The organism is Shewanella acanthi (assembly GCF_019457475.1).
Lineage (GTDB): Bacteria > Pseudomonadota > Gammaproteobacteria > Enterobacterales > Shewanellaceae > Shewanella > Shewanella acanthi.
In genome coordinates, this window is the sequence record NZ_CP080413.1 from 3,769,131 (window position 1) to 3,793,009 (window position 23,879).

General features: G+C 46.9%; 24 protein-coding genes and 1 other RNA gene. 7 read left to right on the top strand and 18 right to left on the bottom strand.

Annotated features, from left to right (window positions below; all coding sequences use genetic code 11):
* Positions 1-334: 334 nt before the first annotated feature.
* Both K0H61_RS16130 and K0H61_RS16135 read right to left on the bottom strand, forming a co-directional pair.
* Positions 335-694, bottom strand: a complete 360-nt coding sequence (locus tag K0H61_RS16130; RefSeq protein WP_220050481.1) for a RidA family protein — start codon at positions 692-694, stop codon at positions 335-337.
* A 53-nt stretch (positions 695-747) separates the two neighbouring features.
* Positions 748-2,250 carry a Na+/H+ antiporter NhaC family protein gene (locus K0H61_RS16135; RefSeq protein ID WP_220050482.1) on the bottom strand — a complete coding sequence of 501 codons (1,503 nt, stop codon included), beginning with the start codon at positions 2,248-2,250 and terminating at the stop codon, positions 748-750.
* A 178-nt stretch (positions 2,251-2,428) separates the two neighbouring features.
* On the opposite strand from K0H61_RS16135, the gene K0H61_RS16140 reads away from it, so the two are divergent.
* The gene (locus K0H61_RS16140) at positions 2,429-2,650 is read left to right on the top strand and encodes a cell division protein ZapB (protein WP_220050483.1); all 222 of its coding nucleotides are present in this window, start codon (positions 2,429-2,431) and stop codon (positions 2,648-2,650) included.
* Here the strand turns inward: K0H61_RS16140 and K0H61_RS16145 are convergent.
* From K0H61_RS16145 to K0H61_RS16175, 7 genes are all read right to left on the bottom strand, one after another.
* Positions 2,647-2,859 (bottom strand): DUF1107 domain-containing protein, encoded by a 213-nt coding sequence (locus K0H61_RS16145; protein WP_220050484.1) that lies wholly within the window; start codon positions 2,857-2,859, stop codon positions 2,647-2,649. The genes K0H61_RS16140 and K0H61_RS16145 overlap by 4 nt on opposite strands.
* Before the next feature lie 447 nt (positions 2,860-3,306).
* Positions 3,307-3,915, bottom strand: a complete 609-nt coding sequence (locus K0H61_RS16150) for a thiol:disulfide interchange protein DsbA/DsbL (RefSeq protein WP_220050485.1) — start codon at positions 3,913-3,915, stop codon at positions 3,307-3,309.
* A 124-nt stretch (positions 3,916-4,039) separates the two neighbouring features.
* Positions 4,040-5,038 (bottom strand): serine/threonine protein kinase, encoded by a 999-nt coding sequence (locus K0H61_RS16155; RefSeq protein WP_220050486.1) that lies wholly within the window; start codon positions 5,036-5,038, stop codon positions 4,040-4,042.
* Positions 5,039-5,048: 10 nt separating this feature from the next.
* Positions 5,049-5,342: a DUF3630 family protein gene (locus tag K0H61_RS16160; protein ID WP_220050487.1), complete on the bottom strand. Its 294-nt coding sequence runs from the start codon at positions 5,340-5,342 to the stop codon at positions 5,049-5,051.
* A 13-nt stretch (positions 5,343-5,355) separates the two neighbouring features.
* The gene (locus K0H61_RS16165; protein ID WP_220050488.1) at positions 5,356-6,810 is read right to left on the bottom strand and encodes a protein adenylyltransferase SelO; all 1,455 of its coding nucleotides are present in this window, start codon (positions 6,808-6,810) and stop codon (positions 5,356-5,358) included.
* Between the two features lie 10 nt (positions 6,811-6,820).
* Positions 6,821-7,132, bottom strand: a complete 312-nt coding sequence (locus tag K0H61_RS16170) for a hypothetical protein (protein WP_220050489.1) — start codon at positions 7,130-7,132, stop codon at positions 6,821-6,823.
* A gap of 144 nt (positions 7,133-7,276) precedes the next feature.
* On the bottom strand, positions 7,277-8,086 hold the full coding sequence (locus K0H61_RS16175) for a hypothetical protein (RefSeq protein ID WP_220050490.1): 810 nt from the start codon (positions 8,084-8,086) through the stop codon (positions 7,277-7,279).
* A 374-nt stretch (positions 8,087-8,460) separates the two neighbouring features.
* On the opposite strand from K0H61_RS16175, the gene K0H61_RS16180 reads away from it, so the two are divergent.
* The 3 genes from K0H61_RS16180 to K0H61_RS16190 all read left to right on the top strand — a co-directional run bounded on the left by K0H61_RS16180 (position 8,461) and on the right by K0H61_RS16190 (position 10,559).
* Complete coding sequence (locus tag K0H61_RS16180; RefSeq protein ID WP_220050491.1) at positions 8,461-8,865, top strand: nitrous oxide-stimulated promoter family protein; 405 nt, start codon at positions 8,461-8,463, stop codon at positions 8,863-8,865.
* Positions 8,866-8,915: 50 nt separating this feature from the next.
* Complete coding sequence (locus tag K0H61_RS16185) at positions 8,916-9,842, top strand: hypothetical protein (protein ID WP_220050492.1); 927 nt, start codon at positions 8,916-8,918, stop codon at positions 9,840-9,842.
* A 132-nt stretch (positions 9,843-9,974) separates the two neighbouring features.
* Complete coding sequence (locus K0H61_RS16190) at positions 9,975-10,559, top strand: YSC84-related protein (RefSeq protein ID WP_220050493.1); 585 nt, start codon at positions 9,975-9,977, stop codon at positions 10,557-10,559.
* A 101-nt stretch (positions 10,560-10,660) separates the two neighbouring features.
* Here the strand turns inward: K0H61_RS16190 and K0H61_RS16195 are convergent, their stop codons facing one another.
* From K0H61_RS16195 to K0H61_RS16215, 5 genes are all read right to left on the bottom strand, one after another.
* The gene (locus K0H61_RS16195; protein WP_220050494.1) at positions 10,661-11,698 is read right to left on the bottom strand and encodes an acyltransferase family protein; all 1,038 of its coding nucleotides are present in this window, start codon (positions 11,696-11,698) and stop codon (positions 10,661-10,663) included.
* Between the two features lie 2 nt (positions 11,699-11,700).
* Positions 11,701-13,098, bottom strand: a complete 1,398-nt coding sequence (locus tag K0H61_RS16200; RefSeq protein ID WP_220050495.1) for a hypothetical protein — start codon at positions 13,096-13,098, stop codon at positions 11,701-11,703.
* Between the two features lie 165 nt (positions 13,099-13,263).
* A complete protein-coding gene (locus tag K0H61_RS16205) occupies positions 13,264-13,632 on the bottom strand; it encodes a YkvA family protein (RefSeq protein WP_220050496.1) in 369 nt (122 codons plus the stop codon).
* Positions 13,633-13,820: 188 nt separating this feature from the next.
* Positions 13,821-16,106: a YgiQ family radical SAM protein gene (locus tag K0H61_RS16210; protein ID WP_220050497.1), complete on the bottom strand. Its 2,286-nt coding sequence runs from the start codon at positions 16,104-16,106 to the stop codon at positions 13,821-13,823.
* 200 nt (positions 16,107-16,306) lie between these two features.
* On the bottom strand, positions 16,307-16,705 hold the full coding sequence (locus tag K0H61_RS16215; protein ID WP_220050498.1) for an MAPEG family protein: 399 nt from the start codon (positions 16,703-16,705) through the stop codon (positions 16,307-16,309).
* Between the two features lie 159 nt (positions 16,706-16,864).
* Here K0H61_RS16215 and K0H61_RS16220 point away from each other — a divergent pair, with 159 nt between their 5' ends.
* The 3 genes from K0H61_RS16220 (at position 16,865) to K0H61_RS16230 (ending at position 20,434) form a co-directional block, all read left to right on the top strand.
* Positions 16,865-18,085: a threonine/serine exporter family protein gene (locus tag K0H61_RS16220; RefSeq protein ID WP_220050499.1), complete on the top strand. Its 1,221-nt coding sequence runs from the start codon at positions 16,865-16,867 to the stop codon at positions 18,083-18,085.
* A gap of 173 nt (positions 18,086-18,258) precedes the next feature.
* Complete coding sequence (locus tag K0H61_RS16225; protein WP_220050500.1) at positions 18,259-19,905, top strand: BamA/TamA family outer membrane protein; 1,647 nt, start codon at positions 18,259-18,261, stop codon at positions 19,903-19,905.
* A gap of 31 nt (positions 19,906-19,936) precedes the next feature.
* Positions 19,937-20,434: a hypothetical protein gene (locus K0H61_RS16230; protein ID WP_220050501.1), complete on the top strand. Its 498-nt coding sequence runs from the start codon at positions 19,937-19,939 to the stop codon at positions 20,432-20,434.
* A gap of 93 nt (positions 20,435-20,527) precedes the next feature.
* On the opposite strand, the gene K0H61_RS16235 is transcribed toward K0H61_RS16230, so the two are convergent.
* From K0H61_RS16235 to rsmI, 4 genes are all read right to left on the bottom strand, one after another.
* On the bottom strand, positions 20,528-22,030 hold the full coding sequence (locus K0H61_RS16235; RefSeq protein ID WP_220050502.1) for a hypothetical protein: 1,503 nt from the start codon (positions 22,028-22,030) through the stop codon (positions 20,528-20,530).
* A 338-nt stretch (positions 22,031-22,368) separates the two neighbouring features.
* Complete coding sequence (locus K0H61_RS17930) at positions 22,369-22,482, bottom strand: DUF6538 domain-containing protein (RefSeq protein WP_350355033.1); 114 nt, start codon at positions 22,480-22,482, stop codon at positions 22,369-22,371.
* 72 nt (positions 22,483-22,554) lie between these two features.
* Positions 22,555-22,908: RNase P RNA component class A (rnpB, locus tag K0H61_RS16240), an RNA gene on the bottom strand.
* A 109-nt stretch (positions 22,909-23,017) separates the two neighbouring features.
* Entirely contained in the window at positions 23,018-23,863 is an 846-nt protein-coding gene (rsmI, locus tag K0H61_RS16245; RefSeq protein WP_220050503.1) for a 16S rRNA (cytidine(1402)-2'-O)-methyltransferase, read from the bottom strand.
* Between the last annotated feature and the right edge of the window lie 16 nt (positions 23,864-23,879).

Here is a 23,879-nt window from a genome sequence, read left to right on the forward strand (position 1 = left end):
AAGAATAAAGTCAATAGCCGCTGCTTAACTTAACACACTGCCCTAGGCGCATAGCGGTTTTAAACTTGTCACCTATCCTTGCCGCATACAGTCCTTGCAAGTTTTTTCTCCGCTATTGACTCCAACATTTCGCCCCCCTAACCGCGCTTGATATTTTCTCATGTGACTTTTCACATGTGACATAACATCTTACGAAACAAGCCTAGGAGGTTATAGCTAACCAAATGGCCCAACGTTACACCAAGGTTATGTCAAAGCGTGATTTATCTGGGGCCAAAATTAACATGAAGCTCAGACTAAAATCGTGCCACAAGGAGGTTAAACCTCCTTAATGCTAAATTGGCTGGGCAACCGCTGCGACCACCGAAATCTCAACCAAATACTCAGGTTCGGCAATCGCAGCCTGAACACATGCGCGCGCAGGCGCATGCCCTGTTGGCACCCAAGCATCCCATATCGCGTTCATGGCATCGTAATCCTGCATATCTTTCAAGTAGATAGTGGCAGATAACAGATGCTCACGGGAGCTCCCCGCCTGGGCTAATAGGGTATCGACCTCTTCGAGCATAGTGATTGTCTGCTCGGTAATGTTCTGGAACTTATCCTTAGCCACTTGTCCGCAAAGGTAAACCGTGCCTTGGTGGATAACGATACTGCTCATGCGGGTGCCGACATCTAAACGGGTAATACTCATAGGGTTTTCTCTTCTAAGCCATACACTTTGAGAGCCATTCTAACCATAACAACTTAGTTTGTCTGCGCGGCAGCTTTGCGCCAAGGCGAATATAAACGTGTAGCGGCAAGCAACAATCCCACGGCAGAACCTATTACCCCACACCAGACTATCGGGCCACTCAAACCTAAATTCACTAACTGAAAGCCCACCAAAGCGGCTAAGGCGCCAATCAAAGCAAAAGGCAGCTGAGTCACAACATGCTCATGGGGCAAACAACCTGAACTCGTCGCGCTTAACACACTAGTATCAGAGATGGGCGAGCAGTGGTCGCCAAATACCGAACCGGCCATCACAGCGCTTAACGTCGGTAACAATAACGCGGGCTCAATATTTTGGGCAATCTCGCCACCAATCGGGATCATAATCGCAAAAGTGCCCCAGCTAGAACCCGTAGCAAAGGCCATTAACGCGCAGAGTACGAACATCCCTGCCACCAGCAATTTTGAGGATAAATACAGGTTTGCCCATGAGGCCAACAAGCTTGCCACCCCAAGATCTGCAATAACGGCGCCTATCATCCAAGTGCACAGCAAAATGGCGATGGCAAAAGCAATCAAGCGAAGACCATGAGAAAAATCCGCCGCAAGCATCAGTGAAGTTCGACCGGAACGTTTTAGCATGACCACAGTTACTAAGGTGGCAAGCAGACAAGCGTCACGCATCGCAGCACCGATATCGGACTTCGCCAACCAGAGCGAGAGATCCCAACCTTGTACTTGCTGTGCGCCCGACCAGAGGGTGAATCCCACCGAAGCGCATAACAGCGTTAACATAGGCAGTGCTAACAACCAAGGGCTCCCCTGCACCGAGGAATGTGACGCCTGCGCCTCGATCCTAAGCTCCAGTTTATTCATGGGTCTAAATCCCATCCCAAACCAGGCGGCGATCAGTGAAATACCAAGGGTCATAATGGCATAAAAATTCCACCAAGCGACCTCGATAAAGGCTTCAAGGGGTGACACGGGTAAAAAACTTAACCCAGCGATCAGCGCCATCACATAGGGCCCCCAACTGGAAAAGGGCAATAAGGAGCACAATGGCGATGCATTAGCATCAACCAAATAGGCAAGTTGTGCATGGCTGATACCATAGCGGCGACTCAAGGGCTGACACACATGCCCCACTGCAAGACAACTGAAAATCCCATCGATAAACACAAACCAACCAAGCAGCACCACACCAACCCTCGCCTGTCGTCCACTGCGAATACGCAGGAATAACCAATCACCAAACTGCCCTACCGCACCACTGCGGGCCAATAGCTGGGTCATGCTGCCGAGCAATAACATGGCAAACAGCACATTCAAATGCCACCATTGCCAAGCATCTTGCTGATAGAACTGTTTAATAGCGCCTTGGGTGAGATAACTAAAAGTTTGTAGCGGATTAAAATGGGATAAGAGTAATGCCCCGAAGACAATTCCGGCGCCGAGGGCGACTAAGGTTCGCCTTAGCCACAGGGCCAATACCAAAGTTAGTAACAGGGGTAAAAGGGTTACAATGCTCGGCAGCATAGGCTATTCCAATGGAAATAAAGCCCAGAATACTAACAACTCAATAACAAGTGCAAAAAAACTTCAATAAGCTCACAGATATAGGGTGTTTTTTGCTCAAACGACAGCCATCGCTATTCCCTATGCCCTTGGCACTGTTAGAATCACTGTTCCATCCAGAAACTATAGGACTCTCCAGATGAGCCTTGAATTACTGTCCAAACTGGAAAGCAAAATCCAGACTGCTCTCGAAACGATCGAGCTTCTCAAAATGGAGCTAGAAGAAGAGAAACAAAAGACCACTTCGCTAAATGAGCACAATCAACAGCTCAATGAGCAAAACCAACAAATGCAACAAGAGCTCGCCTCTTGGAACGAAAAAGTCACCGGACTGGTTGGCCTGCTTAACAGCGAAATCTAAACTGCTTTGGATTGATAATTTTGCGATTCAATCAATTCATTCAGTTCTAGGATAGCCTGCTTCACTTTGGGCAGGCTTTTTCTTGGCAGTAAAAAACGCCCCTTCTCAAATTCTAATCGACCCAGATCCTTCACCCAGATCACGCCAGTGAGAAAAATACGCGCATGTTTCGCGATTAGCTTAGGTGCATAAACAGGAAAAACTCGCATATAACCCCCTACCTCTTTTATTGTTGTTTTTGGTTACAGATGTTTGACAGAAAACCCTGCGCTTGAGTTTCATCATTCGGCTATTTTTTTCGCAATAGCGAACAAACACTATCTAAGCCAATGAAAATATTTGCATAAATTTACGCGATATTTACACTCGTCAAATTAACATCGATTGTCATTTTTTTGACCAAATGTTAAATTTAACATGTTACTCAGGGTAAAAATGAGTCCTCTGGCTCAAGTCCGTACTTTTGTTCAACAAAGGTACGGTTTTTTTTTAGCCATCTTCAAGACGATTTTCACTGCCCACATCCCTTTTTGGTCAGTCCTACTAACAGCAGACAACAAAAAAGGAGCGCTAGGCTCCTCCTTTGATGGTCGAGGATTATCATCGGCTTAAGTTACACGAATATGATAATCCAGAGGTCTATCCAGCTGAATCGCTTACATTTTGGCCAAATAATAAGCGATCGCTAATAATTCGTCGTATGACTTGATTGAACCGTTTTCGATACGGTATTTACCGTTAACCACCAGTGATGGCACACCAGAGATTTTTGCGTTCTCAGTATCGCGTTTCATCTTAGCCATTTGCGCTTTCACCATAAAAGAATCCGCAGCAGCATCGAAGGTTTTACCGTCTACACCATTCGCAATAAATAGTGCGCGGATATCATCACGGCTGGTGAAGTGTTGTTTCTTATCATGAATGGCAGCAAACAGGGCTGCATCAACTTTGTCATCCACGTTCAATTGGTGCGCGACTGCGAAGGCACGTGACATTTCAACGCCCATTTCCTTACCGATAAAATCGACATGGGTTTGGTTGAAAGCGACATCAGCAGGCTTTTCTGCCAAAATTTTTGGCACGATAGTTTTAGAGAAGTTGTAGCAGTGTGGGCAGTAGAAAGAGAAAAACTCCGTGATTTCTGGCTTAGCGGTCGCAGGACCGTCGTTAATCACTGTGTAATGTACGCCCTCTTTGTATTCTGCCGCCGATAAGGTTAATGGTGCCAGTAATAGCGCAGCCGCCATAAGTAATGCTTTTTTCATGAAAAATCCTTAAATCAATTATAAAAAACTAGCTGGAGCCTAACATATTTCGTTTTTTGAGTGTAATTGCCACCAAAGAGTTCAATCCTATCTCACTTGGCAAAGTCCGATTACACATTTTAGGCTAATAGGGTATCAGGCTTAATGGGGGTTCATCCAGCAATGCCAGTTGTTCTTTAAAGGCTAAAATTTGCTGCCCCCAGTATTTTTCGTCCCCAAACCAAGGGAAATGCATCGGAAAAGCCGGATCCTGCCAACGCCTGCCAAGCCATGCATTGTAATGCAGCATCCGTAGTGCCCTAAGCGGCTCGATTAACACTAATTGGCGCGAGTCAAATTCGCAGAACTCTTCATAACCTTCGAGCAAAATTTCCAGTTGCAATAACTGCTGCGCCCTGTCGCCGGTTAGCATCATCCAGATATCCTGAATGGCAGGCCCCATACGGGCATCATCCAAATCCACAAAACCTGGGCCATCCGGTGTCCAAAGGATATTGCCAGGGTGTAAATCCCCATGCAGACGAATCGATTTAAACTTATGCTGCGACCAAATACTTTTGACCTTTGCGAGCACCTGTTCTGCCACGATAAAAAAAGCGTTTTCAAGTGACTTTGGCACTAGGCCCGACTGCTTGAGCCAAGCGAATGACTCATCGCCCAAAATTTGTGGGTTCAGCGGCTCGCGCTCTTTAAAGCCAACCTCAGCTCCATATTGATGCATGCGGCCAATAAAACGGCCGACATATTCTAATTGCTCCAGATTATCGACTTCAAATGCGCGGCCACCAATGGAAGGAAATAATGCAAATCTAAACCCTTGATAATGATGCAGTGTATGTCCATCGATAATGGCGGGAACCGCCATGGGGATATCCTCCGCCGCTAAGGCGAGGGCATAATCGTGCTCTTCCTGAATTTGCGCATCGCTCCAACGCTCGGGACGATAAAACTTCACCACATAGCGTTTGCCCTCATCACTACGAAACTGATAAACGCGATTCTCGTAGCTATTGAGTGCTAATAGCCCTGTCTCGGGATAGATGCCGAGACTCTCAATTGCATCGAGGATTAAATCGGGCGTTAGGCTATGGAAATCAAAGGCCGAATGGCTATCTTGACTCATAAGGATTCACCTAAAGGTAAGATTTCAGTAACGTCGCAAGGTACTCGAGCACCTCGAAATCAGCTTCGCGCTCGACACTCAACCAGCAGATATTGCCGTAAAACTCGAAGTTAAGCCAAAGCTGACAGCCTTCAAACTCCAGCAACCATTGGTGACGATCTGCGCCCCATTGACGCTCTCGCACGCGGCAATCCAGTGCCTTGGCTAATGGTTCAGCAAATGCCTCAAAGTGGTCGAAATCGATATCCGCACTCAAGCTTAAACTTAGCGCGTTTTTATCTAAATGAATTGCTTGTAGTTTCATCCGTACCGCTCCATTAACTACTGCATGACATAATCAGTCCCTGACCCCAGTCCGGTGGACGCTTGGCCAAGTCTTCATGTTCAACTTGCTCATCGAAGGGATTACGCAGCACTAGTTGTAAGCGTTCCAGCGGCGCTAAATTCCCTTCTTCAACCGCCACTATCGCCTCTTGGGCGAGGTAGTTACGCAAAATATACTTAGGGTTTATCTGATTACGTTCTGTTTGCCAGCGCTCGATATCGGCCACTTGGCCTAAACGACTTTGATAGGCCTGATACCAACTATCAAAAGCCGCGATATCGATAAAGTCATCCCGCAGGCTCGAATGCTTAGCGCTTGGGTCCAGCTTGCCAAATCGGCGCCAGGTTTGGGTGTAGTCCAGCTGATTTTTTTCCATCAGCACAGTGAACTGACCAATCAGCTCTAAGTCCTGCTGATCCTGATCTGGCGTAGGTGATACTCTCTCGGGTAAACCCAATTTAGCGCGCATTAATTTAAGGTATGGCTGCACTAATGCCCCTTGATATTGATTCAGGGCGGCAATCAAGTCATCGGACGGGATAATCGGCGTTAAGGCCTGCGCTAAGCGCTGTAGGTTCCACAGACCAATCCCCGGCTGCTGACCAAAAGCATAGCGCCCCTCAGGATCCGAATGATTGCAGATAAAGTCCTCTTGGAAGGTATCGAGGAAGGCAAAAGGCCCAAAATCAAAACTGTCCCCCAGAATTGACATATTGTCAGTATTCATCACCCCGTGGGCAAAGCCGACGGCCTGCCAATGGGCAATCATCTGCGCGGTGTCTTTTACCACCTGCAGAAACCAAGCTTTGTAACCTGCGAGATCGCAACTTAGGTGGGGATAATGCTGGCAAATTGTGAAATTAAGTAATTGGGTGAGCTTATCGGCCTGTCCACGCTCGCTATGGCAGAAATACTCAAAATGGCCGAAACGAATATGGCTGCGCGCCAAACGAACGGTAATCGCACCGGTTTCTTCACTCTCACGCCAAACCGGCGTGTCGGAGCCAATTACGGCCAAGGCACGGGTGGTCGGAATGTGTAAATGATGCAAGGCTTCTGAAACTAAAAACTCCCTTACGGCTGAGCGCATAACTGCGCGGCCATCGCCATGGCGGGAATAAGGCGTTGGGCCGCCACCTTTAAGCGCCACGTCCCAAGCACCATTGGGGCCTAAGGCTTCGCCTAAGATGATTGAGCGGCCATCCCCAAGTCGCGGGGTATAACCGCCAAACTGGTGACCGCTATAGACTTGGGCATAGTAACTTGCTCCCTCGACAGCAGCATTGCCCGACAGACCAAGTAACAACTCATCGGTTGGTTTAGTCAGACCAATCAGCTGCGCCGCATCGTCACTCCACGCAAGCCAATGGGGGTTGCTTAAACCTTGAGGGTAAACTTGGGAATAAAATCCCGGCAGCTCAGTAAAAAAATCCTGCTTTAACTTCATCAAAAACCGCCTATTGGCTTAATGCCTTACACTGCAACACAGATTGGTCATCGAACTGACATTGCTGCCCGCACTGATACACCCCAAGACCAAAACCGCTCACGCCTGAGCTACTCAAGCGCTGCAAGCCATGGGCCTTGCTCTGGCACTGTTCAAGGGTGTCGAAATAGCCATTAATGTCTTTGGTTTGCAAAGGAGTCAACGGCAAGGCGCTCACATCGGGATAATAGAACAGGGTCCACTCAGGGGTTTTGAAGCAGCCGCTTAAGCTCAATATGCCAAGCATGAGCAAAACTGGCCGGATGGCCAAACATCGTTTCATTGTTATCACCCAAAGTTATCACCCATAAAAAAGGCGAACCTTAGTTCGCCTTCTGCGTATTAAGTAATGAGATTTTACACGGCTTATGCCAGTTAGATAACCGCTTTTAGCCCTAGGGCTTCCTAAACTACCTGAACTTGCAGATTAAACCGCTGCCGCCTTTGCCTGAGCTTTTTCGATGCGGTTGATGCGGCCCTCAAATCCTGTCACAGTTCCGTCGGTTAAACCTAACGCAAGCGCTTGTTTACACAATGCAATTGCCTTATCAAAAGCATGAGTATCGTTCAGCAGAGTCGCAAGGTGCATAAAGCCGGTGGTTTTTAACTCGGCCTCAGCACTTACATCATGAAATAATGCTAAATACTGGGAGCTTAAGTTGGCGCCATAGTGAAGATAGTCAGGTGTTTTACGCTGCTTGTAACATTCGGCAATCAAGTTTTGCACCGCGTTATAACGCTCGACGGCAAAGGTTGCCTGTTGATAACTTGAAAAAATCTGATTCAAGGTGTCGTTTGCCCATAAACCCGGTGCTTCAATTACATGACTCACAGAAGGAGCACTCGCTACTATGGCAGGCGCTGGTGTCACCTCTTCAACGGCCACAACATCAACCGATACAGGGGTAGTTTGAAATTCGACCTCAGCCTCAGTTTTTGTCGTTTCAACATCGACTTCAATAATATCGTCACTGATATCGACACTTGGCTGAGACTCCGACTCCCTCGGCATCAATTCTGCCTCAACCTCCTTTACCGTATCCATCTCTGGACTAGGGGCGGGTTCAACACTTTTAGCCTCATTAACTTCCGCAGCCTTTGATGCAGACTCTGCAACCGTTTTTTCCGTTGTTCTTTGCGCCATCATTGCATCTTGCTCTTCCTTCGCTAAGCGCTGGGCGCGGCGAAACAAAAACACTCCGATAGCAAGCAGTACTAGAACGACAATGACCTTCATTCTCTATCACCTTTGATGTGGCTTCCAAACAGAAGCAATGTCAACGGGTGCTAAGTCAAGACAATATGCATGACCAGCAATGAGTTACAATTAATTGGGCAGATATTAACCGCTATTAAAGTCTATTGCGTCTGTATAAATCAAGTTTTTATACTTTTTTATCGGATCTTGCGCGCAATTCGTTATATCGGTTAAACCTTAAGGAGGATATCGTGATTTTCGCTTCGCCAATGACCAACGACATTCAAATTATTTGCAATGGGTATTGCAAAGCCACATATTGTGCGCATGTTCAAAAATTCGCGTATCAGTTTTGAACCTGCCATCATCACTGCATATCATGGGATATCCGAGTCACTTAGTAAGGTATTTTCATGGATTCCGCGACACTGCTTAGCGGCAAACTGAAATACGAGCACCAGACCATTAGCGCCATGGCAAAGATTTTTTGCAAAGCAAATCATCAAGGCCAAACTGAGGCAGGCTTGTGTTCTGAGTGTTTAGCGCTCTTGGAATACGCGGCGCTGCGATTAGACCGCTGCCCCTATGGCCAGAACAAACCCACCTGCAACAAATGCCCAGTTCATTGCTACAAACCTAATCAAAAGCAACAGGTTAAAGAGATGATGATCTTTGCAGGACCGCGGATGTTGTTGACGCACCCAATTCGTGCAATCAAACACTTACTGGCTGAGCGAAGTCCTGTTCCTGATACCGTCCCAGAAGCCGCTTCGAATCGCCATCAGCGTTTGGCGTGTACTCAGAAAAAACCTGTGTAGTGCTTTTGTGCCCTTCAATTCCCTGTTATAACAAGGATTGAGGTGCCGAAATGGATCAATTTAATTCGTTTTTCACTCAAGCCTATTGGTGGCTGTCGTTATTCGGTGGCCTGCACAGCCTTGGGCTGGCACTTTATATTCGCATCCGCTTTCGTGCCGACATTAATCAGCGCCTGCTCGCTGCTTTTTTGGCTCTTATCGCATTGTATTTTTTCACGGGTATGGTTAATCGTGACAATGCTCCGATACCAATGCATCTGATATTTAATCTACTCAATCCCATTTATTTTTTAGTGATGCCCCTGCTTTACCTCTACTGTAAGAGCACCTTGGAAGAGCGCAAAACACCCATTGGATTTTCAAAGCATTTTTTGCTGTCATTAATCTGCCTAGGATTTGCACTACTCGATATCATGCTGCGCTTTAATTTGCACATTCATGCCAGCGAGTTTGTCCAAAAGTTCTTTGAATTTCGACAACATATTGATGTCAGCCACTGGAGTCTGATATTACCCCTATTACTGCTCATTCAAACCGCCAGCTATTTTGTCGCACTGATTATGCTATTAAGACCCTATAAACTCAGGTCAACAACTGCTGTCAATAAGGATATTACAACCCTGCAATCTCTCCGTTTCCAATGGCTGTTAATGCTGACAATTGTCATGTTACTTAATTGGTTACTCAGGGTATTTTTGGTCGTATTGCCCTTTTATTTTGGCGATTCACTATCCATGCTATCACTCGCACTGCCACATTTAAGTTTGATGCTCAGCTTTTATGTACTTGCCGCATTTGGGCTCAAACAAATTACCCATGCGGCCTTTATCAGAGGGCATTTGTCTGCCCCGAGTAAAACTGCGCCTTCGCAGGGAGATATTCTCACCTCTGAAGAGCTCGACTTTATTCAACAAATACAAATAGAACCTAAAGAATCCTCCAAAAAAGTACCTAGTAAAAACAGCGTAAAACCTTAGGCCTATCTGGCACTACTCCGCTCAGCTGCCATACTGATAGCTTCGTCAATAAACGGAACCTAGACAGGGGTAGCTCGGGTGTATCTAGCAGCCATTGCGCCCCTATGAACGCAGACTTAAGGAGTCAAAGTCATGAAATCGTTGTTATTTATGCTTGCTGTATCAAGTTACCTGATTGCCAGCTTAATCATTCCCACTGCAATGGCCAGTGAAGAAAGCTATGAAGAAGCGCTAAACAATTTCAAACACGCTGAAGAAACAGCCAAATTTTTCGATGAATCCTATGGTTACGCGCTATTCCCCACTGTGGGTAAAGGCGGCATAGGTATCGGTGGTGCCTATGGCAAAGGCAAAGTCTTTAAAGATGGACGGGCTGTGGGTGAATCGAGCCTAAAACAACTCTCTATCGGCCTGCAACTCGGTGGGCAAGCCTACAGCGAAATTATTTTCTTCGAAGACGAAAAATCCTTCAAGGACTTCACCAGTGGCACGTTTGAATTTGGTGCCCAAGCTTCTGCCGTTGCCATCAATATGGGGGTGAATGCGCAAACAGGGACAACTGGCAATTCTGCTGGTGCAGGGCAATCAGGCGGTAGCCAAAAAGCCAAAGGATCCTATGTAAATGGCATGGCGGTATTTACCGCTGCAAAGGGCGGCTTGATGTATGAGGCGTCGCTTGCGGGTCAGGCATTCTCCTTCGAGCCTTTAGGTAAATAAACGACAATAGCGAAATGTTAAGTGACTAAGCCTTAAACATAAAACCTCTTCACACATTCGTGGAAGAGGTTTTTTATTGAAAATGCAATTACACGTTATGTCTACCAGCCGATAACCATACGCGAACGATTACCTAAACGCTTTTTGAGGTACTTGGCAGTTAAAATACTTCCCACCATCAAAAAGATAAAAATCCCAGCCGAAAACAGTATGCTCGTTACCCAAGAGCCTGGCGGTAAGCGGTAACGTATCGCTGTCATTGTCGAGTTAAATAATAGATCGAACAGTGGATGAATGAAGAAGATCGCAAAACTCATTTCCGCCGTTTCAACCAGCCAAGGTAAGCGACTTCGGGTCGATAGCCACTCACAGAAATTCAGCACGAGAATACACAGGCCAAGCTTCTGAATAAACTGCCAATCGATGCCGTTATATTCAAATGGAGCTTTATGATAGTTACCGATATGAACCGAGATATAGCTCTGTTCAACTAGGCTCACCAACACTAAAATCGCGGCGATGGCACTGAAAATTGAACCATAACGCGACACCACATGCTCGTCTTGGGAATACAAAATACCAATTAAATAGAAAGGCATAAAGTAAACAAGCGAGTGTATGAAGTTGACGTTACCTATAGGGCGGTGCATTAAAATCGCCACCACACAACTTATGATAAACAGCGTCCAGCGCATCTGCTGTGAGCAGCGAATAAACCATAAAAAAATTGGCGAAAACAGAAACACCGCCATGATGAAGGGAATATACCAGTGCGGATATAAAATATAGCCGTTACGTACTGTGTAATAGATATAGAGCAGCACTTTTTCAACTGGCTGATGCTCAAGGAATATCCAGCGCAAAACAAAACAAAATAACCCGACAAAGGACACGATCAGGAAGGGATAAAGCACGTTTTGCACCTTATTCTTCATAAACTTGCCGTAGTCGAAATCCTTATAAAATATTCGATGAAAAAAATAGCCCGAGATAAACACGAACAGTGCCGTACCACCTCGCAATAGGTTTTCGAGCAGCAGAGGGAAGCCTTCACCGGAGTTATAAATACTGTGGCCCAGTACGATAAAAATAATCGCTATGCCACGCATGTAAGTAAATTCGAGCTGATTTTTTCTCATGATTAATTCATCGCACAGTAGAGGGTTCTTCCCTCAACAACACTCGCAGAAACTCTGATAGTCCCGTGGATCTCAGGTTCGTTGAATACCAAATACTGCCCTTCACGTTGGAAAGTAAACCCCAGAGGTAACAGGGTTGCAGCCTCAATACCCTCACAATAATTTTGTAAGGACACATCCAGTAACGGTATGCCATTAACATTCAAGTTACTGAATTGCGAACTCATTCCTAAATAGGCTTGAGTCAGTTCTTCCTGAAAGGGCACCACATAAAACCCTGAGCGTACATCACCCACATCAATAAAGCTGCTGCCATCACTGAGGCTTGGCATCACTAACAAAGGCACCTTAGGATCCTGCACATCCTGCAGCAGCTTGGCGAGTTTCTGTTGAGTGGCTGGATAGTAGGCCAATAATTGCTGCAATCGATTACGTTCAGCATTGTGCGTTGCCTGTGGTGGCACAACGGGTTTCACTTGGTTTAAAAGGATATCTACCGGCAGCATGCCCGACATAACGGACTCCTTCCAAACACTCGGCTCCTGCAAGCTATCGAGCAATATTCCTGCTAAGGCGCCAATGTTTTCTGCCTCCGCTGTCCAACCGCCTTGCATTTGTTGTTGCTGATAATAATCACGCACATACTGCAATAGGATTTGCTGGTAACCGAGGAAGGTTTGATTCTGGCTTAAGTATCGCGCGCCAGCAATCAACTCGATATACCTAGCGCTGCCCTCGACTAAATCATTCACATAGCCAACTTTATCCTCGTTAGGAGCCTCGAGGCGCCAAAGTTGTAACCAATAGGCGGCATAGCTTAATTGGAGTGACTGTTGTTCAGGCTGCAATAACGCCGCCATGAGCGCATTAAACAGTTGTAATCGATAAAAACGGGCTTCAAGGTTAAGCGGATACACCTCACCCTCGAAGTGCATCGCTTCTTCTAATACCCGCCACTCAGACTGCGCATAGAAGTGAAACGCCTCATGCACTCCGTTACCGGCCCAAATTAAAAAGGGCAGATCCGAGGTTTTGACCTCGCTAGAAAATGGGATATGGGGGGATTCTAGCTGAATTAACACTCCCGCCTGCCCCTGATATTGGGGAAAGCCGAAGTTAACAGTAAAACCAGAGTGCAAGTTAACAAATTCTAACACACTGTTATCTTGGATAATCTCTCCCCCAGGTTGGCGGAGCCACACGTTACCATCGACACTGAACAGGTGAACTTTGTCGTCGAGGCGAAATCCCGGCCATAGGGATTCACTCTGGCGACTACTTTGAACCATATAATCGAGATACAGGCGGGCGAGCTGTTCGGCAGAGGCTTTATCGGCGAACACAGGTACGGCGGTTAAGAACCCGAAAAGGCCAAGGAACACCGCCAAAAGATTTTTCATTTTTTGCCTAAACACACAAAGGGTCCACAAAACAGCGCTAGCATATAGCGCAAATCGGCAATAGGGAACGCCTACAAAAAAATATTTTCAACCGCCCACTCACTGCTTATTTTTCAATGGAAAACTAGCAACAAAATTAGCACTTTAACTTTCAATTTACACTTGTTACTCGGGTCGTGACGAATCGTTTTTTGAGCTTTGTGCATCATCGCCAAACCAAAGCACTAACTTTTCCTTCGCAAGGGTTTTCACCCCATCATCGATGTAGAGTGTCACCATAGTGATGGCCGCAGCGAGTGCGCCTAGGTCGTCGGTAAACCCCACCAGCGGTGTGAGATCGGGAATCGCATCGATTGGTGAAATAAAATAGGCCAAGGCTCCGAGGATGACAGACTTTGCCCAAGCGGGCGTATTAGGTTGCTGCGCCGCATAATAAAGCCAAAGGGCTCGCTCAACTACATCGCGCCCCGCCTGTTTGCCAAAGAGCTTAATCTTGTTCCAAAAGCCCGTTTCGGTATATTCGTCTTCCACCATCCGTTTACCCCATCAAGTCGTTAGGCAAGCTTTCGAGTTATCTAGAGTGTAATTCGCAAAATCTTAAGTGTCAGGCGGGGATAAGTACGAAAAGCGCATCCTGCGGAAAAGGATAATTGAAGTGCATGAACAAAAAGGCCACTCCAGCTACTGGAATGGCCTTTGATAAAAACTCATAAAACAGCTAATTAAGCAGGTTTACGTGCAGAAGATGGTTTACCACCACGGGATGGCGCAGAGCCTTTTCCACCATTGCCACCAGCCTTCGAGACCGCTTGACCAAACGGCGCTTTGGCACCAAGGCGATTCGGTTTACTTCCCGAAGGCTTAGTCCCCGCTTTCCCCTTGCGGTCATCAAACTGATTGTTAGAGAAGCGAGTGACCGCCTTCTGACCTTGGTTTGCATCCTTGATCCACTTAGGAGCACGCTCATTACGGCCTTCAGGCGGCACGAGTTGATTTGGACTATTACCAATTAGGTCTTCACGACCCATGGCGATTAAGCCTTCACGGATGATTGGCCAACCCGCTGGGTCGTGGTAACGCAGCAATGCCTTATGCAGACGGCGCTGACGACCCTTTTTCGGTACTGGAACCACTTCGCTGCTGTGTTTCACATTTTTCAGCGAGTTCAGCTCAGTGTGGTAAATCGTGGTTGCGTTTGCCATCGGTGATGGATAGAAGTTTTGCACTTGGTCGAGCTTAAACTTACGCTCCTTAAGCCAGAGTGCTAAGTTCACCATATCTTCATCGGTCGTGCCTGGGTGGGCCGAAATAAAGTAGGGGATCAGGTACTGTTCTTTACCCGCCTCTTTCGAGAACTTGTCAAACAGTTCCTTGAACTTCTCATAGGTGCCCATGCCAGGTTTCATCATCTTGCTGAGAGGCCCTTCTTCGGTATGCTCTGGGGCAATCTTGAGGTAACCACCGACATGGTGCTGCACTAACTCTTTAATATAGGCAGGATCTTCAATCGCTAAGTCGTAACGCACGCCCGATGCAATCAGAATTTTCTTGATGCCAGGCACGGCGCGAGCGGCACGGTATAAATCGATAGTGTGCTTATGATCTGTGCCTAAATGGCCGCAAATCGATGGATACACACAGGACAAACGGCGACAGGTTTTCTCCGCTTTCTCGCTGGTACAACCTAGGCGATACATGTTGGCCGTTGGACCACCAAGATCCGAGATAACGCCGGTAAAGCCTGGGACTTTATCTTGAATATCTTTGATTTCTTTAATGATCGACTCTTGCGAACGGCTCTGAATGATGCGGCCTTCATGCTCGGTAATCGAGCAGAAAGAACAGCCACCAAAACAGCCACGCATGATGTTGATCGAAGTTTTGATCATGTCATAGGCAGGGATTTTAGCCTTGCCATAGACAGGGTGCGGCACCCTTTTGTACGGCAGATCGAATACCGCATCCATCTCATCGGTATTGAGCGGCCATGCCGGCGGGTTCACCCACACACCGCGGTCACCGTGGGGCTGAAAAATCGCACGAGCGCAACCTGGGTTTTGCTCTTGGTGCAAAATCCGCGAAGCATGGGCGTATAAATATTTGTCTTCCGAGACCTTCTCAAAGGCAGGCAACAGCACGTAGGTTTTTTCCCACGGCTTTGGACGCGGCGGCTGCACACTAATCGGTTTAGGCGCCTCGTTGTCGAAAATCTTAACATCCGACGGTCCCGACAAATTAGCGCAACCGACATCGTCGGCGCCGTAGGGATTTGGAATCGGGTCAATTTTGTGCAGTTGGTCGATTTTTCGTGAATCCATACCACGCCATTCTGGCATTGGCTCCTTACGGATAACGGCGGTACCACGCACATCTTGAATGTCGGCAATCGCTTCGCCTGCGGCTAAACGACGGGCCACTTCGGCCAGTGGACGCTCGGCGTTGCCGTACATTAGAATGTCAGCCTTAGCATCGAAAATCACACTGCGGCGCACTTTATCTGACCAGTAATCGTAGTGGGCGATACGGCGCAGACTCGCCTCGATACCACCGATAATCACTGGCACGTCTTTATAGGCTTCTTTACAGCGCTGGGTGTATACAGTGACAGCACGATCAGGACGCTTGCCACCAATATCGTCTGGAGAATAGGCGTCGTCGCTGCGGATACGGCGATCGGCAGTGTAGCGGTTAATCATAGAATCCATATTACCCGCAGTAACACCGAAAAACAGATTCGGGCGGCCGAGCTGCATAAAGGCGTCTTTGCTTGACCAATCGGGCTGGGAGATAATCCCCACACGATAGCCTTGGGCTTCTAACATACGGCCAATAACCGCCATGCCAAAACTTGGATGGTCCACATAGGCATCACCGGTGACGATAATAATGTCACAGCTATCCCAGCCTAACTTTTCCATCTCCTTGCGGGACATCGGCAGGAAAGGCGCGGTGCCAAAGCACTCGGCCCAATATTTGGGATGGCTAAACAGTGTGGATTCAACTTGCATCGATTGTGACCCAAAAGCGTATTGTCAAACAAAGGCGCAGAAGAAAAAGAGCCGCGCCGATTTAGGGACGCGGAGTATAGCAGGCAATCGGGTAGATGTGCGATTAAAAAATCACCAATTGCGGTATTTTTAGGGGTATTTAAAGCAAAGCTCCAATACCCTTAAATTGGCTAAGGATATGGTTTAGCGCCAATATTACGTTAAAGACCCGAGACAAAATGCCCAAGGTTAATTAACGCCAAGATTAAACTCACCAACCAAGAGAACAATACCCCAAAAAACCGTCCAAAATGATATCCACCACGGCCAAGTGTTAAGCCAATGGCATGGAGTAATCGGGCGACAATCCACAGAGTACCTAGGCAATGCAAATACAAAGGTGCTAAACCATTAGCCTCGGCCAGAGCCAATAAGATCAAGACAATAGGTGCGTTTTCAATCAAGTTAGCATGCACTCTCCCTGCCAACACCAGCTCCTTATTGCCGCCATCACCAATGCCAATTTTTTCACGGCGACGAATCTTCACCACGCGATAGGCCAGCACTATCATCAACAACGCAGTCAAACTGGCGTAAAAGCCTGTCACCATTAACGACATAACACTCTCCCCATAATCCCAACCTAGGTTGTTAACTACCGCAAAAAATCTGCAATTTATTTGTATTAAACTTAAAAGCCATTAACCTTTTAACAGCAAGTTAGGTTAATATGCGCGCGTCATTTCATCCACCGTTTTTTATAACAGCGAATACCCCGATTGGACAACGAACAGTTTCTAGAAAAGCGTAAATTTATCATTAAGCTAGGTAAAGCATTACATAAATTTGGCACCCCCGCTTACCGTCTTGAAACCCATCTACAAACCGTGTCCCGCACCCTAGGGATAGAAGGGTATTTTCTCATTTCCCCAACCTCGATGACCTTTGTGCTTCAGCACGATACCGATCAGGAGTATAACCATGTGGCAAGGGTGAAACCCGGGGAGCTGGATTTAGGTTCGCTTGCGCGAACCGATGAATTAGTCGATGAACTGAGTTCGGGTAAACGTACCCTTGCCGAAGCCCTAGACCGCCTCGAAGAAATTGCCAATAAGCCCAATCCCTATGGCCCACTTTTAACCTGCTTCTCCTTTGGCGCTTCAGCAGCAGCCTTCGCCATGTTAATGGGTACAGGTTGGCACGATGTTTTTTGGTCAGGGCTGCTAGGGCTCATGGTTTATGGCTTTGTTTACCGCGCTGAGCGTTCGAGCCGGATGGCCGAAGTCCTCGAACCCTTTGCAACCATTGTCTGCGCGATTGCGGCATGCCTAATTGCTCGCTTCGACCCCAATATCAATATCCCTGTGGTGATCCTCTCGGCGATCATCATCTTTATCCCAGGCCTTGCCCTGACCTTAGGTTTGGCAGAACTCGCGGCTCGGGATTTGATTTCAGGTACTGCGCGGATTATGGATGCCAGTATGTTACTGTTTAAATTGTATTTTGGCGCCGTTTTAGGGATGGCGATTGGCAAAGCCTTCTTCGGTGAAGCCATTCATATCGAGCCCGAAGGCTTGCCTAAATGGGCGATTTGGTCGGCAGTGCCTATTCTATCTATGGCGTTAGTGTTTATCTTTAAGGCACGCATGCAGGACTCGCCTTGGGGAGTACTTGCGGGGATTGTAGCGTTTTTTTCCGCTATGCTAGGAGGTCACTTTTTTGGGGATTCGGTTGGGATCTTCTTTGGCGCCTTGGCAGTAGGAGTTTACTCGAACCTCTTTGCTCGCTGGATGAAGGCTCCCGCCTCCATCGCCCTGCTACAGGGGATTGTTATCTTGGTCCCTGGCAGTAAAACCTATATCGGCCTTAACACGCTCATTTCGGGTGAGACCATGCTGAATCAATCTCACATCGGCTCGCAAATTTTTTTAATTTTTATGTCGCTGATCGCAGGACTTATCTTTGCTAACGTCGTAGTACCGCCACGCCGCACACTGTAATATTTTTAAGAATAAGCGGGAACCAAAATCCAGCTTATTCTTAAGTTAACCTTAAGCTAAATCAAAATCTTATTCAAAAGTCGCCTTGACTATTCAGCACTTCCCGTGTGTTATTAAATTGTGAAGCTAAGCAAAATAATAAAGCTGTTTCATCTAATTTGCGGGAGTGGTTTATGCAGAAGTTTACCCAGTATGCATCGATTCTAGCTTGCTGCCTCAGTAGTTCTTTAGGTATTGCCAGAGCCGACGATACTGCGACAGCAACACCTGCCTCAACGGACGAGGCAAACATCAAAGTGAACAAGATTGTTGTTATCAGCAATCCTATTTTCGATGAATCCGACCCCGACGCTTTTTTCATTCACCGCTGGGCCAACTACCTTCACGTCAACACCAAAGATTATGTGATTCTCGATAGGCTCACCTTCGATGAGAAGGAAACCGTCAGCCAAAAGGATCTTGATGAATCACAACGCCTGCTCAGAGCTGAACCCTATATTCGTGATGCTAAGGTCTATGTCGGCGAGAAGGATCCCGAGGCTGATACCAATTTGCAGGATCAATCGGTCATCATCGAAACTTGGGATAACTGGTCATTGCTGCCTACCGCCAGTTTTAGCCATTCAGGAGGTGACTCGCGGTATTCAGTTGGGATGAAGGAAGACAACCTGTTTGGTACGGGGATTCGCACCCGAGTGAAATACCAATCCGATGAATCCCGCACCGGTTACAAGTTCGCCTTCGAGGCACCGATAAGCCTCATTGACCACGGTATTGTCGCGGCGGAGTTTTACGATAACAGTGACGGCCAAGCCAAGCATGCCTACCTAAGTAAACCCTTTTACGCGCTCGATACTACATCCATGTATACGGTAGAATTTTTAGACGATACCCGCACCGACATCATTAGGCAAAACGGTAGCGACGTAAATGAGTTCGAGCATACTGTCGATTACCTCGACTTACAGTACGGCTGGTTAATCAATAAAAACCGCCAAAACCTGTCACGCATCATCGCCGGTTTCACCCAAGATAAAAGCGAGTTCGCCAATTCAGACAGCTTCCCCACCAGCGAGTTGCCCGATGACAGGGATTTTATGTACCCCTGGATAGTCTATGAATTTATCGAAGATAATTTTAAGGTATTGAGGAATGTGCACCTGATTGCGAACCACGAAGATTTTAACCTAGGTTGGCACCATTTCGTTAAACTCGGTGTAGAGACTAAGGATATCCGCGACAATAGCCCCATGGGTTACCATTTTAACTGGTTAACCACTAAAGGGTTTCAGTTCGACGAACACCTGTGGTTACTGGAAATGGGGGCGGGCAGTAACTTAAGCACAACCCAGAAAGATACTTACAAAGCTTCTATCCAAAGTGAGTTTTTTTATCAAATCAATCGAAAATGGACTGCCTATACCAAAGCATGGGCCAGTTTTTCGAACAACACCTATCTGGATCTTAAAAAGGGCCTTGGGGATGAAACCGGCGTGCGAGGCTATCCCAACGAGTACCAACAAGGGGATAACCAATGGAGCATGACTGCTGAGATCCGTAACTATCCAAACATTAACCTCTATCAACTCGCCGAACTCGGTTGGGCGGTGTTTGCGGATGTGGGCCAGGCCACTGGCGGGCCGATTGCCGACAACAATGAATACCAAGGCGTGCTCTCAAGTGTTGGTATTGGCGCAAGGCTTTACTCATCACGCTCGAGTTACGGCAATATTGCCCATATCGACTTTTCAGTTCCTCTTACGGGTGGTAACTCTGTAAGCGATTGGGAATGGCGGGTATTAGTCAAAAACAGCTTCTAGTCAAAGGATTTAACGTTTTTAAGGGATGAGTATGAAAAACTTCGGTGCAGGGTTTAACAACTATTGGGTCGGTTTTATTTCAGGCATTATGCTGCCGATAATCCTCGTCGCAGCCCTACTCTATGCCTCGGTCGCGAAACTCACAGGACTCATCGATGATAGCGCTATAGCCCCTCTCATTGAGCGCAGCGAACAGACCTTCGATAAAGTCGACCATCTTTTAGTGACCTTAGACGACAAAGTGGATAACGCCAGCTTAAAGGATGTCGACCTCAAGGATTTAGCACTGCTCGCCCCACTTAAAAATGCCCAGTTATTCCCTGAGCTTCAAACGCTAGCAAGCGGTATAGCGAACCTGAAACAGGCCGCTTCAGATTTCGATAGGGAAACAGCCATTAACAACCTCAGGGAAACACTGCAGACCTCACTGGCGGGCAAATTTCCTGAAGATAAGGCCAAAGAGCTGGCGCAAAACCTAATGAACATAGCCCAAGTACTTGCTGAAGAAAAACTTGAGCCACTTCAATAAAAGCTACAGAGCCGTCATTAAATTGCAGGGGCAGACAATAAAAAGCCCGCTTATCTTTTGATAAGCGGGCTTTTATTTGAAGTGACTGAGCGTTTACTCGCTATCGCGACGACCGTGATATTGGCCATAAAAGGTCTCAGCTTCATCGCTGACGACGGGTAAAAAGTAACTTACCGATTGCTCATTAATCGTCCCCTGTAAATAAGAGGCGTCACCAAGCCCTTGAAAACTATTAGCATTGACAGAGCAGCTAAAAGCACCTTCGCTGGACACCACTGAGCATTCACCATTATTAATCGTCAATGTCGCATTAACGCGATATTTCTTGTAGGTCTTTAGCATATTATCGGTTGTGATAACAGCTTCGGTACCTGAGATACTGTATTGACCATCGTTAATGGTTTTCGCAGAACAGTTATTCTGCGCATCACCGCGTAAATAAACAGCAACATCCTCACCATCTGAACTATGGTTTTTAACCACTAGCGTCGCCTGCTTATTGCTGACCGTGCCCAACATAGCACCATTGAAGGCGCTAAATGCATCGCCATCAATCACACAACCGCCACTATAACCTTCATTTACCGCGAGCGTACACCCTAATGTCGGTGTAACAGTTAAGGTGCCAGTGAGTGGCGTTTGCTGCATTTCGCCGTTAGGTTGGGTAATTATGTCATGGCCTAAAAGATTGAAGACTAAATCTTCGTTACAGGTATCATTAGGATCTGGCCATAAACCTTGCTCTATCAGCGTTTGTATAATATGGTTTTTTGCCTCTTCGATGCTGACTAAATCCGTCTTCGTTTGCTGTAAGTTAGCCATAGCTAGGATATCTTTAATCGCGGCAGACGAAGCAAATGCATCAATCGATAATCCAAAATCTAACTGATGAATATTCGTACTTAAAGCGCTATCCAAATAAAGACCATCACTAGGATCGCCATTCGTATCTAATGTCATCAGAAGACGAACTAAGTTCACGACTTTAGGATCATCAACACTGTCTGTCGACGCTAAATCAAGTGGTGTTAGAACGGGTTTGGCTTTCGCTGGGGGTAATTTAGCCTCGCCCAATTTAAAGGTCACGGTTTCACCCTCTAAATAGGAAAACTCTCCTTGCTCATTTGTAAAACCCGCTAATGTTTCGGTTGAATATTCTATATTACCCACTTCACTATCAACAAAAACCCCCACCTTAGCGGCCATGTCGGTACAAGTGATCACGGTAGATTGAGCATTCGCTTCAGTTAAGACTCCACTTCCGCCAGAGGTGATTGAACATGTTTGAACGTTTTCTGGGGTGATACTTTGAATTCTAATACCAAAATTTGTCCCAACATCCTGCGCTTGAACAAATTTAAATGGCACATCTTGGCCACTGGCTGTTACAGAAATAGTTTCCCAATCTTGGCCATTTTTAATGAACTGTATACTGAGCGTACTATTCAAATTGACGACTTTCCCCCCGACTGTAACTTGATCTACTTCTTCCGAGTCATCACCACCGCCACCACCGCAACCAACTAAAGTGGATAAAAACACGGCTGCCATTACTGGATAAGTTAGGATTGATTTGAATGTAAGATGAGTAGTCATCTACACCTCCTTGTGATTGTTTTTAAGAATATTGTAAGTTTCATTTGTTCGCATTTTAGTGTTCAACATGAATTGACCACTAACGTCTAGCAACACTGATTCATGCGCTAGATTGGCGTAAATCCATCTCCTTAAATGTAATGAAGTTTTTACAGTGTTGTCGGTAATGGCGAGATATACAAGTTTTTTAGTGCTTGAATTTATAGATAAAAATTTAAAACGATGAAATTGGACTATCGTTTTAAGCGAATTTTAGAGTTAATTTGGGGAATTATCGAAGGAGATAGCCAAATAATAGGAGGGCAGAACTGTTGCGTTGAAACAGGACAATCTTAAGCTCAATTGGTTAAAAGAGAATACTTAATCTCTGTGTTTGCAAGGATAGCTACAAGATGATGAGGACGTCTCTGACGAAAATAAAAAACGCCATTTCTGCATTGTAAATGTCTCATTTGTGTACCACTTAAGCTTCAGCGGTATCAAATAAAATAAAAAACAATGTAAAAACAGCGCTTTAGGTTGATTTGGTGAGTTGGCCGATAAGCCGGGTCCTGTCTTGGACAGTCATTCATCTAGGCCTGCAATCGCTCACAGGCTCAAGCGACCTACCCGGTTCCAACGCGAGCCACGCCATACGGAACCCTATTTGGTCTTGCTTCGGGTGGAGTTTACCTTGCTACGGACTATTGCTAGCCGCACGGTGCGCTCTTACCGCACCCTTTCACCCTTACCACCTTAGCCGAGGCTAGGATGGCGGTCTCCTCTCTGTTGCACTTGTCGTCGGTTCACACCGCCCAGGCGTTACCTGGCACCCTGCTCTTTGAAGCCCGGACTTTCCTCCCCGCTCTTGCGAGCGCAGCGACTGTCTGGCCAACTCGGCGCGGATTATAGCCTAAGCGTCCTTGGCACACCACAGTTAATAGGCTTGAATACGCCGAAGACCCGCCATTAGTTGAAAAATCCGCTCATCGTTCGCCTAATTGCTCTCTATAAATCCGCTTCTAAACCGAACTTGTAGAGGGCATTCTTCTTCAGGCCGTGGATTTGTGCGGCAATGGCCGCAGCCTTTTTCAAAGGTAATTCTTCACACAAAAGCTTTAGGGTATTGATAGCCACGGTAGGAATGGCCTCGTCATCGTCTGCAGCTCGGTGACCATGCACCATTAGCACTATCTCACCCTTTTGCTGATTTGGATCGCTACTCACAGCTGCCAATACGTCAGCCGCTGGGCCTGAGAGGAAGGTTTCGAAGGTTTTAGTGACTTCACGCGCCATCACTACCTGACGATCATTACCTAAAACCTCGACCATAGTTGTCAGACTGTGCTCGATGCGGTGTGGTGATTCGTAAAAAATCAATGTGCGCGGATCTTCTTTCAATTCTAAAAGTTTGTCGGCACGCGCCTTTTCCTTCGATGGCAAAAAGCCTTCGAAGGAGAAACGATCTGAAGGTAAACCCGATGCACTTAACGCCGTAATCGCGGCGCATGGGCCAGGTAACGGCACCACACGATAACCCGACTGACGCACGTGTAAGACTAAGTGATAACCAGGGTCAGAAATCAGCGGCGTGCCCGCATCTGAAATCAAGGCAATCGATTGACCTGCCGCTAATTGGTCTACAATCCATTGGGCGCGTGCGCGTTCGTTATGGTCATGCAGTGCGATGGTTTTCGTCGCAATGCCAAAATGACTGAGTAACTTGCCGCTATGGCGCGTGTCTTCACAGGCGATCAATGCGACCTGACTGAGCACTTCTATGGCCCGCGGGCTCATGTCCCCCAAATTACCAATGGGAGTGGGAACGATGTAGAGTGCGACGCTTTGGTCCATATATACCTCTGTAATG

Bases quoted from the DNA above. Each gene is read 5' to 3' on its own strand.
- K0H61_RS16130 (WP_220050481.1), bottom strand. From the start codon at position 694: ATGAGTATTACCCGTTTAGATGTCGGCACCCGCATGAGCAGTATCGTT.
- K0H61_RS16135 (WP_220050482.1), bottom strand. From the start codon at position 2,250: ATGCTGCCGAGCATTGTAACCCTTTTACCCCTGTTACTAACTTTGGTA.
- K0H61_RS16140 (WP_220050483.1), top strand. From the start codon at position 2,429: ATGAGCCTTGAATTACTGTCCAAACTGGAAAGCAAAATCCAGACTGCT.
- K0H61_RS16145 (WP_220050484.1), bottom strand. From the start codon at position 2,859: ATGCGAGTTTTTCCTGTTTATGCACCTAAGCTAATCGCGAAACATGCG.
- K0H61_RS16150 (WP_220050485.1), bottom strand. From the start codon at position 3,915: ATGAAAAAAGCATTACTTATGGCGGCTGCGCTATTACTGGCACCATTA.
- K0H61_RS16155 (WP_220050486.1), bottom strand. From the start codon at position 5,038: ATGAGTCAAGATAGCCATTCGGCCTTTGATTTCCATAGCCTAACGCCC.
- K0H61_RS16160 (WP_220050487.1), bottom strand. From the start codon at position 5,342: ATGAAACTACAAGCAATTCATTTAGATAAAAACGCGCTAAGTTTAAGC.
- K0H61_RS16165 (WP_220050488.1), bottom strand. From the start codon at position 6,810: ATGAAGTTAAAGCAGGATTTTTTTACTGAGCTGCCGGGATTTTATTCC.
- K0H61_RS16170 (WP_220050489.1), bottom strand. From the start codon at position 7,132: ATGAAACGATGTTTGGCCATCCGGCCAGTTTTGCTCATGCTTGGCATA.
- K0H61_RS16175 (WP_220050490.1), bottom strand. From the start codon at position 8,086: ATGAAGGTCATTGTCGTTCTAGTACTGCTTGCTATCGGAGTGTTTTTG.
- K0H61_RS16180 (WP_220050491.1), top strand. From the start codon at position 8,461: ATGGATTCCGCGACACTGCTTAGCGGCAAACTGAAATACGAGCACCAG.
- K0H61_RS16185 (WP_220050492.1), top strand. From the start codon at position 8,916: ATGGATCAATTTAATTCGTTTTTCACTCAAGCCTATTGGTGGCTGTCG.
- K0H61_RS16190 (WP_220050493.1), top strand. From the start codon at position 9,975: ATGAAATCGTTGTTATTTATGCTTGCTGTATCAAGTTACCTGATTGCC.
- K0H61_RS16195 (WP_220050494.1), bottom strand. From the start codon at position 11,698: ATGAGAAAAAATCAGCTCGAATTTACTTACATGCGTGGCATAGCGATT.
- K0H61_RS16200 (WP_220050495.1), bottom strand. From the start codon at position 13,098: ATGAAAAATCTTTTGGCGGTGTTCCTTGGCCTTTTCGGGTTCTTAACC.
- K0H61_RS16205 (WP_220050496.1), bottom strand. From the start codon at position 13,632: ATGGTGGAAGACGAATATACCGAAACGGGCTTTTGGAACAAGATTAAG.
- K0H61_RS16210 (WP_220050497.1), bottom strand. From the start codon at position 16,106: ATGCAAGTTGAATCCACACTGTTTAGCCATCCCAAATATTGGGCCGAG.
- K0H61_RS16215 (WP_220050498.1), bottom strand. From the start codon at position 16,705: ATGTCGTTAATGGTGACAGGCTTTTACGCCAGTTTGACTGCGTTGTTG.
- K0H61_RS16225 (WP_220050500.1), top strand. From the start codon at position 18,259: ATGCAGAAGTTTACCCAGTATGCATCGATTCTAGCTTGCTGCCTCAGT.
- K0H61_RS16230 (WP_220050501.1), top strand. From the start codon at position 19,937: ATGAAAAACTTCGGTGCAGGGTTTAACAACTATTGGGTCGGTTTTATT.
- K0H61_RS16235 (WP_220050502.1), bottom strand. From the start codon at position 22,030: ATGACTACTCATCTTACATTCAAATCAATCCTAACTTATCCAGTAATG.
- K0H61_RS17930 (WP_350355033.1), bottom strand. From the start codon at position 22,482: ATGAGACATTTACAATGCAGAAATGGCGTTTTTTATTTTCGTCAGAGA.
- rsmI (WP_220050503.1), bottom strand. From the start codon at position 23,863: ATGGACCAAAGCGTCGCACTCTACATCGTTCCCACTCCCATTGGTAAT.